Source organism: Marinigracilibium pacificum (assembly GCF_012926615.1).
GTDB classification, from domain to species: Bacteria; Bacteroidota; Bacteroidia; order Cytophagales; family Cyclobacteriaceae; genus Mangrovivirga; species Mangrovivirga pacifica.
In genome coordinates, this window is sequence record NZ_JABBNU010000003.1 from 50170 (window position 1) to 67701 (window position 17532).

At 32.7% G+C, this 17532-nt stretch carries 16 protein-coding genes; 15 read left to right on the plus strand and 1 reads right to left on the minus strand.

The window, feature by feature from the left end; all coding sequences use genetic code 11:
* The first annotated feature begins 218 nt into the window (after nt 1–218).
* From HH304_RS05030 to HH304_RS05065, 8 genes are all read left to right on the plus strand, one after another.
* Nucleotides 219–1088, plus strand: a complete 870-nt coding sequence (locus HH304_RS05030) for an amidohydrolase family protein (protein WP_169678596.1) — start codon at nt 219–221, stop codon at nt 1086–1088.
* 58 nt (nt 1089–1146) lie between these two features.
* A complete protein-coding gene (locus HH304_RS05035) occupies nt 1147–2646 on the plus strand; it encodes an AGE family epimerase/isomerase (protein WP_169678598.1) in 1500 nt (499 codons plus the stop codon).
* Nucleotides 2647–2658: 12 nt separating this feature from the next.
* Nucleotides 2659–3099, plus strand: coding sequence for a GNAT family N-acetyltransferase (locus HH304_RS05040; RefSeq protein WP_169678600.1), 441 nt, complete (start codon nt 2659–2661; stop codon nt 3097–3099).
* Nucleotides 3100–3279: 180 nt separating this feature from the next.
* Nucleotides 3280–5085, plus strand: a complete 1806-nt coding sequence (locus HH304_RS05045; RefSeq protein ID WP_169678602.1) for a M61 family metallopeptidase — start codon at nt 3280–3282, stop codon at nt 5083–5085.
* A gap of 234 nt (nt 5086–5319) precedes the next feature.
* The gene (locus HH304_RS05050) at nt 5320–5730 is read left to right on the plus strand and encodes a carboxypeptidase-like regulatory domain-containing protein (RefSeq protein ID WP_169678604.1); all 411 of its coding nucleotides are present in this window, start codon (nt 5320–5322) and stop codon (nt 5728–5730) included.
* A gap of 6 nt (nt 5731–5736) precedes the next feature.
* The gene (locus HH304_RS05055; protein WP_169678606.1) at nt 5737–6276 is read left to right on the plus strand and encodes a hypothetical protein; all 540 of its coding nucleotides are present in this window, start codon (nt 5737–5739) and stop codon (nt 6274–6276) included.
* 91 nt (nt 6277–6367) lie between these two features.
* On the plus strand, nt 6368–7615 hold the full coding sequence (locus tag HH304_RS05060) for a serine hydrolase domain-containing protein (RefSeq protein WP_169678608.1): 1248 nt from the start codon (nt 6368–6370) through the stop codon (nt 7613–7615).
* A gap of 290 nt (nt 7616–7905) precedes the next feature.
* Nucleotides 7906–8787 carry a radical SAM/SPASM domain-containing protein gene (locus HH304_RS05065; RefSeq protein ID WP_169678610.1) on the plus strand — a complete coding sequence of 294 codons (882 nt, stop codon included), beginning with the start codon at nt 7906–7908 and terminating at the stop codon, nt 8785–8787.
* Nucleotides 8788–8856: 69 nt separating this feature from the next.
* On the opposite strand, the gene HH304_RS05070 is transcribed toward HH304_RS05065, so the two are convergent.
* On the minus strand, nt 8857–10224 hold the full coding sequence (locus tag HH304_RS05070; protein ID WP_169678612.1) for a TlpA family protein disulfide reductase: 1368 nt from the start codon (nt 10222–10224) through the stop codon (nt 8857–8859).
* A 240-nt stretch (nt 10225–10464) separates the two neighbouring features.
* Between HH304_RS05070 and HH304_RS05075 the strand changes: the two genes are divergently transcribed.
* From HH304_RS05075 to HH304_RS05105, 7 genes are all read left to right on the plus strand, one after another.
* On the plus strand, nt 10465–11877 hold the full coding sequence (locus HH304_RS05075; RefSeq protein ID WP_169678614.1) for an alpha-amylase family glycosyl hydrolase: 1413 nt from the start codon (nt 10465–10467) through the stop codon (nt 11875–11877).
* Between the two features lie 126 nt (nt 11878–12003).
* On the plus strand, nt 12004–12501 hold the full coding sequence (locus tag HH304_RS05080; protein WP_169678616.1) for a GNAT family N-acetyltransferase: 498 nt from the start codon (nt 12004–12006) through the stop codon (nt 12499–12501).
* Nucleotides 12502–12541: 40 nt separating this feature from the next.
* Nucleotides 12542–13471 (plus strand): WD40 repeat domain-containing protein, encoded by a 930-nt coding sequence (locus tag HH304_RS05085; protein ID WP_169678619.1) that lies wholly within the window; start codon nt 12542–12544, stop codon nt 13469–13471.
* Nucleotides 13472–13602: 131 nt separating this feature from the next.
* Nucleotides 13603–14592, plus strand: coding sequence for a glycosyltransferase (locus HH304_RS05090; protein WP_169678621.1), 990 nt, complete (start codon nt 13603–13605; stop codon nt 14590–14592).
* 72 nt (nt 14593–14664) lie between these two features.
* On the plus strand, nt 14665–15417 hold the full coding sequence (locus HH304_RS05095) for a cupin domain-containing protein (RefSeq protein ID WP_169678623.1): 753 nt from the start codon (nt 14665–14667) through the stop codon (nt 15415–15417).
* Between the two features lie 186 nt (nt 15418–15603).
* The gene (locus tag HH304_RS05100) at nt 15604–16908 is read left to right on the plus strand and encodes a DUF418 domain-containing protein (protein ID WP_271711509.1); all 1305 of its coding nucleotides are present in this window, start codon (nt 15604–15606) and stop codon (nt 16906–16908) included.
* A gap of 114 nt (nt 16909–17022) precedes the next feature.
* A complete protein-coding gene (locus HH304_RS05105; RefSeq protein WP_169678626.1) occupies nt 17023–17532 on the plus strand; it encodes a VOC family protein in 510 nt (169 codons plus the stop codon).

Consider the following 17532-nt stretch of genomic DNA (forward strand, 5'->3'; position numbering starts at 1 on the left):
TTTCAAATCAAGAGAATACTTCCGCAACTAGTGCTCATTAAATTTTTCTGCTTGTTATAATATTACTTTCCTAAATTGTTATTCACCAATAAATATCAACAACTACTTCTACCCCATCTTTTTTAAGAGCTAAAGATTAAGTAAATTAAATAACTCATAAACAAGCAATTGCTTTACTAAACAGACCCCTGTTATTTTACCACCAAACCTATACAATGATGAAATCATTTCAAATTTTATTCCTACTACTTCCATTTATACTTAGTGCTCAAGACGGAATTAAACCTATCATTGATGTTCATGTTCATGGTTATACTGATCGTACCTATCGTTCGATATACGGAGCTCCTTCTACTTATGAAGAATTTAAAGCGGAAATGAAAAAACAGTTTCAAAAATTCAATATTGTTTATGCTATGAAAAGTGGTGGTTCCTATGATTCGGATATGGAGGAAATAATGCTTCAAGGATATGAATCAAATAACTATCCAAAATTTGACACAATAGAATTTAAAAATTTAATTGAGGAAGGAAAGATCCAGGTTTGGGGTGAGTTTCTACCAATGTTTAATGGCATGACGATAGCAGATCCGGGTTTTGCTCCCTACTTAAAAATTTGTGAGAGAGAAGGAATACCAATTGCATTGCATACTGGTTCTGGCCCTCCGGGCATTTCCTATAGATATACGAAAATACGTCTGACTCTGGGAGATCCTCTTCTTATTGAAGAGGTTTTAATAAATTATCCAAAATTAAAAATCTACCTGATGCACTCTGGAGGATTATTTTACGACCACGCCCTAGCTATAATGGAATTGTACCCTCAAGTTTATTGTGGTCTTGGGGCAATTTTATGGATAGAAAATAGCCCTACCGCTCTTTATGCTGAAGAATTTCTTTCAAAAGCTAAAAAAGCAAACATGATCGACAGAATCATGTTCGGGTCTGATGGTATGTACTGGCCCAATAAAATTGAGGAGAGTATAAAAAGACTTGATAGTTTTGAATTCCTAACAGAAGAAGACAAACGCAAAATATTCTATGAAAATGCTGTGAAGTTTTTTGAACTGGATGACATACTGGAATAGCATTAGTAAAATATATATTTAACCCTCTTATCAATGATGAAAGATCATTGCTTTGAAAATGAAAATTAGATGGCTTCTTTTGCTCGCAATTATTTGCATACCCGGATGCGTCAGGCATGAAAAAGGAATTCCTAACTCAGCAATAACGAATAAACCTGATTGGATTTACCATGTCGATAGTCTGATTATGCCATTTTGGATGACTAAGGATGCCTTGGGAAACCCTTCAGGAAACTTTCCAGTATATAGATATCCCGACGGCACTCCGGTAAATCCTTCAAAACTTGATTCCTTAAAACTTCCCAATGAGTATCAACAATATTATATGGCTAATTCAGATAGTCTCAGGCGAGATTTCATCAGGGTAAAATCTAGACAAATATATGGTTACTGTGTTGCTTACCATATTACTGGAAATGAAGAATACCTGATTAATGCTAAAAATGGCCTTGATTACCTTATAAAAAAGGGAGTATTTTCAGATAAGAGTGTTGTTTCCTTTTGGGATAAAAATAAAAACCCACAACCAAATATCCTTCAGCGAAACACACAAGATTTAGCATATGGACTATTAGGTCCTTCGATTTATTACTACTTAACAAGAGACCCTGAAATCCTTAAAATCATAATTGATGTAAACAGAGCCGTATGGAAGTCATATTATGAACAATCAAACCTCTACGAAAACACCAAATTATTTAACTGGGTTGCAGAAAATTTTGAAGGAGACAGTACCCACCATAAAATCCTAATTGCACCGCTTGATCAATTGAATGCCTATACACTATTAACTGCTCAAATTGTACCAGATAGCCTTTCAGAAGAACTTAAAACCAAAGTAAAAATATTAGCTAAATCAATAAAAAATAATTTTTACAGTAATGAACACAACATGTTTTGGAGTAGTCTAAACAACAAAACAATTGGTGGTAATACAGACTTTGCTCACAGCATTAAAACATTTTGGATGTTGTACATCAGTGCTCAATTACTTAATGATCAAGAAATGCATGAGTTTGCAAAAAAGGGGGCAGAAAAGCTTTTGCAAACAGCATATTTACCAGACGAAAATAGGTGGGCCTCAAATTATCTTAATGCCAAACATGATTTAGACAAATCCATAATGACCTGGCACCAGGCGGAACTCGATCAAATGGCTGCCACACTTAGTTTTAGTGATACATCATTTTATTCAAAATACTTAATCAAAACATATCCATTTTTCGAAAAAAAGCTTGTTGATCCTATAAATAAAGGTACTTTTTGGGGTCGAACCGCTAAAGGAGAGATCATAGAAGTTGGATTTCGATCCGGCTGGCACATGGCTAATTTTCATGATATGGAACATGCCTTGATTGGTTATTTAAGCTCTTCAAATTATTATGGTGATCCGACTAATCTATACTTTGCCTTTTTAAATTCAATATCACCTGATTCAACAATAATTAAACCTTACTATTACCAAGGTACTATAAAAGAAATTTCAATATCTCCATTTAATAATTATAGTCTTTCGGAATTAACTAAAACAAGAATTACTTTTACAGATGTTCATTAACTCCTTTTTAATTTGAAATATATCATAGAACCTATCGAAAAATCTGATTACAAGAATGTTGTAGATGTATGGGAAGCTTCAGTAAGAGCAACTCACGATTTTTTATTAGAAGAAGACATTCTTTATTTTAAACCATTAATTTTAAGTACATATTTAGATGCAGTTATTTTAAAATGTCTTCGTAACGAAAAAAGAGATATCATTGGCTTTTCGGGAGTTGCAGATAGTAAATTAGAGATGCTTTTTATAGATCCTTATTTTAGAGGAAAAGGTATTGGAAAAGCGTTATTACAATATGGTGTAAATCACCAAAAAGTCAATTCTGTAGATGTAAACGAACAAAATGTGGAAGCAGTAGACTTTTATAAACACTTTGGTTTTGAAGTAATTAGCAGATCAGAAACAGACCCTTCAGGAAAACCATACCCGATTTTGCATATGGCTTTATTATAATTTGAGGATTAAAATTCCTTACAACTAATTGATATTTATAAGGTTACCAAATAAACATCGTATGATACAGATAAAACAATAAATCATCCGATTGTAAATCTTTTTGAAATTCGTATTAGATTATTTAATAACTTATCAAACTACTAAAGACAATCTTAAATATCATTACAATAAATCACTATGAAACGCTACCTGATCCTTATTTTATTCACTTCAAATATTTTAGCTCAGCAAACCACATTTAATTATGAGGTGGATCTAACAAATAAAAATGATGCCTTTAATGTAAAATTGACTGTACATTCACTTTCTTCAAAAGACGATATTTACAGCTTCGTATCATATGCTCCCGGAGTTCATCAACCACTTGATTTTGGACGTTTTGTTAAGTCATTTAGGGTATATGATAAAGAGGGAAATGAATTAATTACAAACAAAATTTCTATTAATGACTTTCGAATAATCGAACCTGAAAAAGTTCATCAAATTATATATGAGATTGACGACTCATTTGATATGAGCACGACTTATCATCCTATCTACCCAATGAGCGGCACCGGAATTACGGATAATTACACTATAATTAACCCTCATGGCGTTTTTGGATATTTCAAAAATCTAAAAAATGAACCTATAAAGTTAAAACTGTTATTGGATGATGATTTACAAATTGGAACAGCCCTCAATATAGATGATGAAGGAAATTATGATGTCGAATCATTCTACCACTTGACTGACTCTCCTATTTTGATAGGTAAAAGCTTATCATACTCTTCTACAATGGTAGATAAAATAAAGGTTGAAGTCTATGTTTATTCTCCTTCAGGTGGAATCACAGCAGATATGGTATTAGATCAGGCATCTGAAATCCTGGATGCCGCAAAGCAATTTATTGGTTATTCTCCTGTAGAAAGATATACATTCCTAATGTATTTTGCTTCCCATGAAGACATGGGTAAAATGCCAGTATTTCAAAGTACCGGTGCACTGGAGCATTCATTGAGTTCAACTTATGCTTTACCGGATATGCCTCAGTATTTGCCCTACTTGAAAAATATTATCGCTCACGAATACATGCATATTCTAAGTCCATTACACTTACATAGTAATGTATTAGCCAATTTTGATTACTCAAAGCCCTTATCTGAAGACAAACATGTCTGGCTTTATGAGGGAGTAACAGAATGGGTTTCATATTATATGCAGGTTTATGCTGGAAATCAAAGTCCACAGAATTATCTGAATTATTTATCCGAAAAGGTTACGAACAGTGAAAATTATAGTTCAGAATACAGCCTTATCCGTATAAGTAGTGATTGGTCTACTGATGAGGGAAATAAGCAATATGGTAATATCTACCAGCTGGGACCACTAACGGCCGCTATGCTTGACTTTAAGCTTTTGGAGCTATCAAATGGTGAAAAAGGGCTTAGAAACGTATATCTAGACCTAATCAAGAAATATGGTAAGGATAATCCTTTCGATAATGAACTTTTCTTTGATAATCTGTTAGCAATAACTTATCCTGAAATATCTGATTTTATTGAAAGGCATATCAAAAAAAATACACCTTTCGATTTTGAAAACGATCTTGCTCCTTTTGGAATCAAATATTACAAAAAGAAATTAAATGAAGAGGGAAAACCAACAATTGGGCTTAACATTAGACCCAATAAAAATAACCAACCAACGGTATTTTCTACTTCAGAAGACTATAAAGGCACAAAAGTACAAGTAGGTGATATCATTACACATATCAATGGGACAGAACTGTCTGAAGACACATACCATAGTTTGATGGAAAGTTTTTCTAACATGAAAATTGGCGGAACCTATCAGTTGGATATTATTAGAAATGGGGAAAATTTAAAAATCACCGAAGAGCTTTATCCTAAATACGATTATCATGTTTTTGAGTTTGATGATAATGCATCAAAAGATGTAATAACATTAAGAAAAAAAGCTATTCCAAATTTGGGGATTTAATGTAAAATTTTAAATACTGTTTAACAATAATAGAGCCTTTTATATTAAATAAAATTATACTCCATAGGTTAAAAGCTATACTTATGTCATTTAATTAAATGACATAAGTCTTTGATTTTAGACAAACTAACCCTACTTTAATTACAAATAAATACTTTAATAATTACCTTGAAAGGTATTAGAAGTGTAATCCCATACATTCTCAAAAAAGGATGATCATTAACTCTGTTAAATATGAAATTAACCACATTACTAAAGGTTTCGCTATACACAGCACTGTTTTTTTTATGTCTAACAATAAAAGCCCAAAGTTCAGACTCTATTGTTTTAAAGGGCTCTATAATTGATAAAGAAGGCAATCCGATTCCTGCAGCCCTTATTTTACAAAGCGGCACTTCAAATGGCACCATCACAAATGAAAATGGTCGTTTTGAACTACAAATACCAAAAGGATCCGATTTAACCATTTCTGCTACCGGTATGAAAAACATTGATATTGAAAATATTAACTTTAGTAATGTTATTATCAATTTATCTGACAACTCAATAGAATTCTGTTGTACAAATCATACGACATCCCATTGTGCAGTTACAATGAAAGAATTGGAAAAACTTTCTGAAAAGCACAATTGCACATTTAAATAAATAATCATGCTTAGAGTCTTTATTAGTTCTATTATATTCATAATCGCACTATATACTGGAACCGGTGGATATTTAATCCTTCAGAATGAACAACTATATGAGCATGCACAAACTTTGGAAAAGAAGGTAGTTAGATATGGAAAGGTTTGTTTTGATAATAAAGAAGTGATGAAGGCTGCATTAGAACAGGATAAAATAGCTATGGTTTACCCTTATGCATTAAAAATACCCTCATTTCTAAGTTTCTTGTTAACTGCTATCTCATTCGGAATAATAGGTGCTTATGGAAATATTATTAATGATACCATTAAACATAAAAGGCAATTCAAAGACACTCAAAACCTATTGCTTGTCCCTGTTCAAGGAGGTATTATCGGAATAATCATTCTTGGTATTTCATATACAATACCAGTAATTTTGACAAATGAAAACGTTAGTTTAAAACCAATTACTGTTGTTTTTCTGTGTCTATTTGGTGGAATATTTTACCTGAAATTCTATGATTGGATTATTAGTAAAATAAATAAAGTTTTATTCCCGGATTAAGGTAAATACATGCACCCGATATTGTTTCTTACATTTAAATTCAAGATATAAACCTTTTATCTATCAGATAAAAAATAATCAACCAAAACCAATGTATAAAGCATTATCAATATTCCTATTTTGTTTTATTTTTATTCTTTCCTCATGTAATCAAATTGAAAAGAAAGATTTTAACTCTGTTGATTCGTTGGCAATTTTTGATTCATTGACAATTGAACTCGACTCCATTCAGAGAAATGGAAAGATAAATGGATTTGCAGTTGCAATGGTAAATCAAAATGGAGTATTATATTCAAAGGGATTTGGAACTTCAAACAGTGAAACCAATGAAAAATATACAAGCAAAACCGTTCAGCATATTGCATCTGTTTCTAAAACCCTAATTGGAATAGCATTAATGAAAGCAAAAGAGTTGGAAAAGCTAGATCTTGATGATCCAATTAACAAATACTTATCGTTTAATGTCTTCAACCCGAAATATCCCAATGAAATTATTACAATTAGGCAACTGGCTACACATACTTCAGGAATAAACGATACCGACGAGTATATGAACAGGGCATGGATAGTTTCAGAAAATCAAGACCTTAGTAATATTTCTACTGATTACCCATATCAAAAACTCAATCTGGCAGAAAATGACATGCCAATGGAAGAATATTTAAAGGAATATTTAGTACCAGACGGAGAATATTATCTACCAGAGAATTATATTGATTTCAAACCTGGTCAACGTTATAATTATTCTAACATTGGGGCTACATTATGTGCTTTAATAATAGAAAAAGCCACCGATCAGTCATTTGATTCATTTACAAGGATTCATATTCTTGGTCCATTAAATATGAATGATTCAGGATGGTCATTGGACAGTATTGACATTACGAATCATTCCAGGTTATACAGAAATGACAATAGTTTATTACCATATTATAAAGCAATCACCTATCCTGATGGTATGCTGATTTCTTCCAGTGATGATATGGCAAAATATCTGGTAGAATTAATAAAAGGGTACTCAGGTAATGGCACACTTTTAAATCCTGAAAGCTATAAAGAACTTTTTACAGAACAACTTAATGAGAGCCATTTTGAAAGTCGGGATCCGAATCATCCATATAATGGAGATTATAGCCCTGCCATTTTTATTGGTCATAGTGCACCTGGCTATATCGGGCATTCTGGTGGTGATGCCGGAGTAGCAACCTGGATGTATTTTAATAAAGAGGAAAAAACCGGAAGGTATATTGTCATCAATTGTGATATGGGTAATGACAACAGATCAAGAGAGCTGGAGTATTATGCTATCTGGGATACAATGAATAAATACTTCAAATAATGTGTTATGATTTACTTTAAAAATCAATATAAAATTGTTTAAGGTGAGGATCAAAAAAAAGATCATTATCCTCTAGCATATTTATTCAAAAGAATAGTCTATTTTTGACTTTAAATTAAGTGGTGTTTTAAGCTGTAGTAAGCCATTTCACCAATTAAGTTTACGATTTTAGCAATTCAGTTAGTCTGAAAGTAAAATTTATCCTGAGAATTAAAACCGGATAAAAAACATTAACATAAAACTATAGGAAAGCTTAGTCAAACAATTTTTGGTTCATAATTACAATATGAATGTTTAAGAAAGTTTACCTTGAAATTTCAAACATCTGCAATGTGCAGTGTTCCTTTTGTCCTGTGGTCGAAAAGGATAAAAAGATAATGAATCTGGTTGAGTTTGAAGATATACTAAAACAGGTAGCTCCACTCGCAGAAACGATATGTTTACATCTTCTTGGTGAACCACTTGCTCATCCAAAGTTTACCGATATTATTAAAATTTGTGAGCAATATAATACTCAAGTAGATCTTACCACCAATGGGATTTTAATTAAAAGGTATAAAGAACTTTTAGCTAATTCGAAATCAATCCGACAGATTAATTTTTCGTTACAGGCATTTAAAGACAATTTTCCAGAACGAGATATTGATCCTTACCTGCTACCAATATTTGATTTTGTTAAATATGCTAATGAAACCAGACCAGAACTCTTCATCAACTTCAGACTCTGGAATCAGGAAAGCAATGCTTCAAATAATGAGGATATTTTTTCTAAAATTGAATCATATTTTGAAATCTCAATAAATAGAAACATTGAGTTAGGCCTTATCAAATCCAAAAAGGTATGGAATAAATTATATCTAAATTTTGATTCACGATTCGAATGGCCATCGTTTTCATTGCCAAATCAAGGAAATACCGGGCGTTGTCACGGTACAATTAGTCATATTGGTATTCATGCTGATGGCAGTGTTGTTCCTTGTTGTCTTGACAAAAATGCGGTTATAAACTTAGGAAACCTTCATAAAAACTCATTGACTGAGATAATAAATAGTGACCGGTTTAAAAATATGAGAGATGGATTTTTAAACGGAGTATTAGTTGAAGAACTATGTCATCACTGTAGTTTTATCAATCGCTTCAAAAAGTCAAAGAAACCTGAAAAAGCAGCATAGTTTAAATTTTAATTATTAAACAAAAGGTAGAGGAAAAATATCCTCTACCTTTTGTTTAAAATCCTTTTCTTAAATATTCAGATCATTAAATAACTTCAGTAATTCTTCGTCTGAAGGTCGTGGAGCATCGGCTTTAACAATATTCCCATCAGGACCTATCAGGATAAATCTTGGAATAGCTTCTACAACATATGCTTCCATAAAGTCAGATTGAAAACCATTATCAGCAAATAATTGAATGCCTCCCAAATTTTTATCCTTGACCATATTTTTCCAGGTTTCATAATCGTCTTTACTATCAACAGAAATACTAACAAAAGATATATTTTTATCAGCATATTGCTCTTGAAGTTTTGTTAATTCTGGAATCTCCTTGATACAAGGACCACACCAGGTTGCCCAGACATCTATATAAACATACTTACCTCTAAGGCTCTCTAATGTAGTTTTCCCTCCTTCATAATTCTCAAATTCGAAATTCGGTGATGGCCTATCCTCAGTAAGACTTTTAAAGCTATCATATTTTTCTTTATACTCCTTTAAATAATCTTCTCGGCTAGTATTTTCAAGGTATAGACTATAGGTCTTTTCTAAATACTCATTTGGTTTCAACATACCAAAAGCCATTGTATGCATAAACTCCTCTTTGACAATACCTTTTGGCATTGTATTAATTAATTCAATAAATCCTAAGTGATAATTATCATTATTACTTATCGTATAGTTATTTAACTCTGTAGCATAATGCTTTATTACCAGATCTCTGTAAATAGGGCTTGTTTTAAACGCTTTTTCATCTGTATAGTTAAAACTCTCATTTTCTGAATAAAAACCATCAGCCAACTCTAAACTATCTGATTGAGTGAACATCTTATAATATATAGGGTATGAAGAAAGATAATTGTGATATTCATATCCAATATTTGCTTCTTCGACTTTAACGAAGTCTTCTGACACACCTTCATAATTATTTACAAGATTAAGGCTATTTTCCTTTATACTCTCAACCTGATTTTTGAATTCATTCTCTGGCTGACTATAAAAAACAGCATATTCATAAGTAGGCTTTGATACTGTTTTAACTTTTTCGGCCAGATAATTATTTTCCTCTGCTCCTTTCCCGGTAAATGTTAGTGAGTCATCAAAAGCTTCATAATCTGTTTGAAGGTTTATATCAGCACCATTAGATAAATACAATAATGCCTTCTCTTCATCTATTTTAAGATCAAAGTACCCTTCATAATTGATCCGTAATGTATCATTAAAAGTACCATCATCTGCAACAGAAATTACCTTTCTGAAATCGTAACCTAAAATTAAGACCTTGTCAGATTCAGCATTTTCAATTTTCCCTGATAATAGAACGTAATCTACCTCCGAAGGCTTTTCGCATGCAATAGATAGAACCACCAGAAATAGTAGGAATAGCTTTTTCATTAATATTTATTGTTTTGGTTTATGAAATGTAAATATATAATAAATATGTATAATAATTTCAGGAATTTATCACATATTAATAAACCCTACTTACCACTACCACGAAGCTCTTTTAATTGATCAATTTAAATTTATATAAACAGTAATTACCTATACCAATATTTTCATAAGACTAACAATCAACAATATATATTTCATTGAAATTAGTTATATTCATAATATCTGATAAACTCCGGTAAAATGAAAAAACTAAACCAATATCTCATTTTAGTAATAATTCTCCTGTCCGCTTGCAATCATTCAAATGATAAACCTACCGAGAATAACACTATTAAAACAACAACTACCAATCGCTATCAACCTGTGGAATATGTAAAGATCAAACATCCTGAATGGAGCAAGAATGCTATCATTTACCAACTTAACACTCGACAATTTTCAAAAGAAGGTACATTTGCAGCAGCTGAAAAGGAGCTTTCAAGATTAAAAGAGCTTGGTGCTGATATTATCTGGCTCATGCCCATTCATGAGATTGGAGTTAAAAACAGAAAAGGCAGCCTGGGTAGTCCATATTCTGTAAAGGATTATTATAGTGTTAACCCGGAATTTGGCTCAGAAGATGATCTGAAAAGTTTTATTAAAACTGCCCACAATCTAGGCTTATATGTTATTCTTGACTGGGTGGCAAATCATACTGCCTGGGACAATGTATTAGTTAAGGAACATCCGGACTGGTATGATAAAGATTATAAAGGCGATTTCAGACCTACTCCATGGTGGGACTGGTCGGATATTATCGATCTGGATTTCTCAAACCCGGGAGTAAGAGAGTATATGACTGATGCGATGAAATACTGGGTATCAAAGTTTGATATTGATGGCTACCGCTGCGATGTTGCCGGTTTTGTTCCCGTAGACTTCTGGAATAATGTCAGAAAAGAGCTAGATACCATAAAGCCGGTTTTTATGTTAGCAGAGTGGGAATCAAGAGACTTGCATGCCGAAGCGTTCGATATGACATATGCATGGAGCTGGAATGAAACAGTTCATAAAATCTGTACAGGAAAAGCAGATGTTAACGGACTTTACATCTATTACTCATGGAACGAAAGTGCCTATCCAAAAAACTCAATGCGGATGACTTTTGTAAGTAATCATGATAAAAATGCCTGGGAAGGAACCATGTGGGAACAATTTGGTAATGGGCTCGAAGCTGCAATTGTATTATCCGTCGTTGGCGAAGGCATGCCACTTATTTACAATGGCCAGGAAGCAGGCAATAAAAAGCGACTTGAGTTTTTCGAGAAAGACCCTATCGAATGGAAGAAGCATCCCATTGGGGATCTTTATAAGAAGTTATTTGCACTAATGAAGAAAAATACAGCTTTATGGCATGCAAAATGGGGAGCTACTATGATTAAAGTACCTAATTCATCCGAAAGTGAAATTTTTAGTTTTGTTCGACAAAACGAAAAAGATAAAGTCTTCGCAGTTTTCAATTTTTCTGATAAGAAACAAAGTATATCTTTTAAAGAAACACTTCATCATGGAAACTACATTGATTTTTTTACAGAAGATGATGTTTCAATTAATGATAGCTATGAAGCAATATTAGAACCATGGTCTTATAAAGTATTTGTAAAACCTCAGTAAAGCATCAGATCCAGATACAAATTTGCAGAAACCGAATACAATAATTTTATATTTATTCCTTAACCTGTTTATAGACTTCTTGTGATAAACTAAATTCACTAAAATAATATACTATATATCAACCTTATGAAAATTCTCTTTAGAGAAATGACTGATAACGACTGGCCGGAAGTTGCCAGAATTTATCTGGAAGGAATTAAAACAGGTAATGCAACATTTGAAAAACAATGTCCCGATTGGGAAAAGTGGAATTCTAGCCATCGTCAGGATTGTAGATTTGTGGCAATAACAAATGGAAAAACTGTCGGTTGGGTTGCTCTTTCTAATGTCTCCGGAAGGTGTGTATATTCAGGAGTTTGTGAAGTGAGTGTTTATGTTGATAGCACTTATTTTGGTCAGGGAATTGGTGATTCACTAATGAAAAAAATGATAGAAGAGTCAGAAAAAAATAATATATGGACACTTCAGTCAGGTATTTTCATAGAAAACAAATCAAGTATCAGGTTGCATGAGAAAAATGGTTTCAGAATTGTTGGAACCAGGGAAAAAATAGGACAAAGGGAAAGTATTTGGAGAGATATTGTTTTGATGGAACGGAGGAGTAAAGTTTCGGGAATCAAATAATTAATATCTAATTTTTAGTATAAGTGGAATGAATCAAATCATGCATCATAAACATATTATAATTATCATCTTAATTTTGGTTTCTGCTAAAATCAATTGCCAATCATTATCTCCTGCAAAGACTTTCAATGGTCATTCAGAAATGATAATGAGTATTGAACAATCGCCTGATCAAAAGTATATTTTATCTGGTAGTGAAGATGACAAAGCTATCTTATGGGACACAGATGGTTCCAGAATTATTGAAATTAATGAACACCTGAGAAGTGTTAATGATGTTACCTTCTCTCCGGATGGTAAGCATTTTATTACGGCTGGCAGTGACCAGACATTTATTATATGGAGTATAAATGGCAAAAAAATCAAAACTGTTAATGCAGATGATATCTATGTCAAAACTGTTGAATACTCAAGTGACGGGAAATATATTTTGAGTGGTGGTGGTGATAATACAGCGAAATTATGGACATCTGAAGGTGAACTTATTAGAAAATTTATCGGTCATGAATGTACTATCTATCAAGCGTCTTTTTCTCCTGATGATGAAAGAATAATATTAGCTAGTTGTGATAAATCATTTTCGATATGGTCTGTAGAAGGAGATAAACTACAACATCAAGTTCATCACCAAAGTGGAGTGAGTGCAGCTAGCTATTCCCCGGACGGAAAATTCTATTTAACAGCAAGCTTTGACAAGACTGCAATTTTGTGGGATTTTAATTTAAATATAGTCACAGAATTCAAAGGACATACTGATGAAATAAGCCAGGCAGAATTCTCTCCTGACGGTAGAAGTATAATGACAGCGAGTGAAGATGGAACGGTGAAGTTATGGGACCTCGAAGGTAAACTAATCAGAACAATAGGTATTCCTAATACTATAGATTATAAAAGTGCCACTTTTTCAAGAGATGGAAAGTATCTAATTATTGGTTCAAACGAATGTAATATTGAATTCTGGACTTTATGAAAGTTCTTCAATACATTCGAATCATATTCAGCATATTTAAAATATTTCCTTAAAAAACGGATAAAATATTCTTCAGATAAATAATTACCTTTGGACTCTGTAAACATCAATATTTTCAAAGCATCAGACAAATGAGAATACTTATAGTTCATAAAAGTGTTATTCCTGTTACAATGTATGGCGGAACAGAGAGAGTGATCTGGTATCTTGGAAAAGAGCTTGTCAAACTCGGTCATGAAGTCACATTTCTTGTTAACAAAGGGTCTCATTGTGATTTTGCATCAGTAATTCATATAGACGAAAATAAACCGGTGGTTGATCAGGTGCCTGAAAATTTTGATGTAGCACATTTCAATTACTTTCCGGATAATCTTGAGAGAGTAAAAATCCCCTACCTTGCTACAATGCATGGCAATCTTAATGATTCTACAGAGCTGGATTATAATACTGTTTTTGTTTCAAAAAATCATGCACTAAGGTTTGGTTCTGAATCTTATGTTTATAATGGTCTAGACTGGGATGATTATCTAAAGCCAGATCTTAATATGAAGCGTGATCATTTTCATTTTCTGGGAAATGCTGCATGGAGAGTTAAAAATGTAAAGGGAGCAATAAATATCATAAACAGTCTTAAATCTGAGAAATTGGTTGTACTAGGTGGTACCCGGTTCAATTTTAAAATGGGAATGCGGTTTACTTTTTCGCCAAAAATCAAATTCAAAGGTATGGTTGGTGGTGAGGAAAAATTCAAACTATTAAACACCTCAAAAGGATTAATATTTCCTGTGAAATGGCATGAGCCTTTCGGTTTAGCTATAACAGAAAGTTTGTTTTATGGTTGTCCGATTTTTGGTACTCCATATGGTTCACTTCCAGAACTGGTCAAACCCGAAGTTGGTTTTTTATCAAATAATAGTAAAGAATTGGCAGAAGCTGTGTCAAATGCAGATCGATTCTCAGCAGAAGTTTGCCATAATTATGCTGTTGAAGAATTCAATAGTCAAAAAATGGCTTCAAGGTATGTCGAAAAATACCAAAAAGTCATTACCGGGGAAAAGCTAAATACTAAAAAGCCAAAAATCCAAAACATACAAAAAGAAAAATTTCTTGATTGGAGTTAACCTTTTAAATAGTTCCCAATGCCATAAGATCCCTTTATTAATTCTTATTAAATTAAGGAATAAAATATTATAATGGATCGCAGGAAATTTTCAAATGAACTTATAAAATCACTGGTAAGCTTTGCCCTCCTCGATTCTGTGTATTCATATCAGGCGGTTGGTAAAAGCATCAAACTTATATTTAATCATTGGGTAGTCAGCCTTAATGAATATTGTATTGACCTGAAAACAGGAAGCTTAACTCCTGCTCAATGGCAAACTAAAGTAGAGGGTTTGTTTAACCAAATAGATCTGACAGAATTAATTAAATTTATTGATCTCAAAAACCTTACAAAAGGATTTAACTATCCGGATTTGGGTGTTAATACCAAAAAAGTAACCTTTCCAACAATTAGTGGCATTCCTGAAAAAATAGTTTTCATTAAAAAGGTCTTTGGAATGAAAAAAGACAGAGCCATTATACCACATGGACATAGTAATATGGTTTCGGCACACCTTATATTGAATGGAGAAATGCATTTACGACACTATGAAAAAATTGAAAGTGATCAAGACCATTTGATAATAAAACCAACAATTGACAGAATTGCATTACCAGGAGATAGTTCTTCAATTTCTGATGAAAAAAATAATATCCATTGGTTCATTGCCAATTCACCAACTGCATTTACATTTGACATTATCCTCCTTGATTTGAATAACAAACCATACGATATCCACAATATTGACATCTATTTGAAGGAAGACCTCCACAATGGAACAATGAGAGTACCTATATTAGATGTTGATACTGCTCTCAAAAAATATGGCAAGCATCATCATTAATTATTAATTAATTGCCCTACCTTGAATACCCAGCTATAATTAAACTTCTGTAAATCTGACAATTACAACAATATCCTTTGACCATCATTTTTATTGGATTAACTTATAAATAGCTTTATCCCAATTAAGTTTCCCGACCGGGGAATTACAAATTTATTATCTACTACCTTACCAACCGTTACTACCATGAACACCACACTCGAAACACCTGTGCCCTCAACTTCAGGCAACAGAATTCAGTCCTTAGATATAATGCGTGGATGCGTATTATTAGGAATTTTAATTATGAATATTAATGGAATGGGGCTCGCAGGAGCCTACGGAAATCCTACAGTTGCAGGTGGAGCAGAAGGAGTAGATTTATATACCTGGATTACTGCAAATATGTTTTTTGAAGGCACCATGAGAGCTTTATTCTCTTTGTTATTTGGTGTTGGAATGTTCATTTTTATGGACAGACTTGAAAAAAAAGGCGTCGGATTAATAGCCGCAAACATTTATTTCCGTAGGATTATCTGGCTATTGATTTTTGGACTTATCCATGCGTATATACTCCTATGGGAAGGTGAAATCTTATATAATTATGCCATAATGGGCTTTTTGGTATATTCCTTCAGAAAATTAGCCCCAAAAAAACTTATCATCGGTGCCCTGATTCTTTTTCTAGGAGGTGCTTTTTGGAATTTTCAGGATTATCAAGATAAAGTTGAATTCATGGAAAGTGTCAATACTGCCATTGAATATAAAGAGTCAGGTAAAGAACTTACCCGGCAGATGGTCAATAATCTCCATGATTGGGAGAATATGCAATATAGAAAAACAACAGAATGGGTAGAAAAAGCCAATGAAGATATGCGTCAGGGGTATTTCCATGTTATGGCATTTCTTGCACCATTTATAACTGAATCAAATTCTAAATTTGCTTATCGGTATGATCTATGGGATGTTTTAAGTATGATGTTTTTAGGAATTGCCTTATATAAGCTTCATTTTCTATCCGGGGAAAAACCATGGAACATCTATTTTATTATGATACTGGTAGGTTACAGCATAGGTCTAACGGTAAATTACTATGAAACGAATCTTATAATCGAAAATGACTATGCTATGACTGCCTACTATAAGTCATATATTACCTATGATCTAGGAAGACTATTTATATCAATTGGCCATATAGGAACTATCATGGTATTTTGTAAATCATCTATCCTTCCCTGGCTTAAACATTCATTAGCTTCTGTTGGTAGAATGGCACTAACAAATTACGTCATGCATTCTGTTTTTGCTTTATTCATTTTTACAGGAACCGGATTTGCTATGTTCGGTAAATTCCAGAGACATGAATTGATGTATATAGTATTTTCTATATGGATATTTCAATTAATAGTCAGTCCAATTTGGTTAAAATACTATTATTATGGTCCATTAGAATGGATTTGGAGGATGCTGAGTTATCGCAAGAAATTTCCAATCAAAAAGATTGAGCAATAAGTAGTTCAATTTTGAATTGCTAATACATATTCTTAACTTATTAATATCCACACTATCTAATATTTCAATACTCACCTCTCAAAGTATAGAGAGAATTATTAACAGCTATCTATCATGAAAACTAAACGTTCAAAATTACCAATATTATTAACACTATTTATCTTTATGATGTCATCAAGCATCGCACTTGGACAATATGATGATACACAATTAAAAGAACCAAACGATTCACACTCCCCAAATATTAAATTACAGCACGTAACACGAGTTGTAAGTGACTTTAGCAAAAGCAGGTATTTCTATTTAGAAGTGCTTGGACTCCAGGAAATCCCAACTGACTGGTTACCTGATAATCAAATGTTCATCTCTCTAGGTGGCAATCTGGAACTTCATATGGGTGAAGTTGAGGGTATTGAAGTAAAACCTAATAATTTTAATCATTTTGCTATTTCAGTCCCCAATCTTGATGAATATCTGGGTTCAATTATCAGTAAAGGTGAAATATATGGATCCTTAGGCAAGGGGGATGACAAACATATAAGTACCAGACCAGATAAGGTCAGACAAACCTTTATAAAAGACCCTGATGGTTATTGGGTAGAGATAAATGATATGTACGAATAG

Coding starts and splice junctions, on each gene's coding strand:
- HH304_RS05065 (WP_169678610.1), top strand. CDS start 7,906: ATGTTTAAGAAAGTTTACCTTGAAATTTCAAACATCTGCAATGTGCAG.
- HH304_RS05090 (WP_169678621.1), top strand. CDS start 13,603: ATGAGAATACTTATAGTTCATAAAAGTGTTATTCCTGTTACAATGTAT.
- HH304_RS05105 (WP_169678626.1), top strand. CDS start 17,023: ATGAAAACTAAACGTTCAAAATTACCAATATTATTAACACTATTTATC.
- HH304_RS05030 (WP_169678596.1), top strand. CDS start 219: ATGAAATCATTTCAAATTTTATTCCTACTACTTCCATTTATACTTAGT.
- HH304_RS05045 (WP_169678602.1), top strand. CDS start 3,280: ATGAAACGCTACCTGATCCTTATTTTATTCACTTCAAATATTTTAGCT.
- HH304_RS05075 (WP_169678614.1), top strand. CDS start 10,465: ATGAAAAAACTAAACCAATATCTCATTTTAGTAATAATTCTCCTGTCC.
- HH304_RS05060 (WP_169678608.1), top strand. CDS start 6,368: ATGTATAAAGCATTATCAATATTCCTATTTTGTTTTATTTTTATTCTT.
- HH304_RS05070 (WP_169678612.1), bottom strand. CDS start 10,224: ATGAAAAAGCTATTCCTACTATTTCTGGTGGTTCTATCTATTGCATGC.
- HH304_RS05095 (WP_169678623.1), top strand. CDS start 14,665: ATGGATCGCAGGAAATTTTCAAATGAACTTATAAAATCACTGGTAAGC.
- HH304_RS05035 (WP_169678598.1), top strand. CDS start 1,147: ATGAAAATTAGATGGCTTCTTTTGCTCGCAATTATTTGCATACCCGGA.
- HH304_RS05050 (WP_169678604.1), top strand. CDS start 5,320: ATGAAATTAACCACATTACTAAAGGTTTCGCTATACACAGCACTGTTT.
- HH304_RS05055 (WP_169678606.1), top strand. CDS start 5,737: ATGCTTAGAGTCTTTATTAGTTCTATTATATTCATAATCGCACTATAT.
- HH304_RS05080 (WP_169678616.1), top strand. CDS start 12,004: ATGAAAATTCTCTTTAGAGAAATGACTGATAACGACTGGCCGGAAGTT.
- HH304_RS05085 (WP_169678619.1), top strand. CDS start 12,542: ATGCATCATAAACATATTATAATTATCATCTTAATTTTGGTTTCTGCT.
- HH304_RS05100 (WP_271711509.1), top strand. CDS start 15,604: ATGAACACCACACTCGAAACACCTGTGCCCTCAACTTCAGGCAACAGA.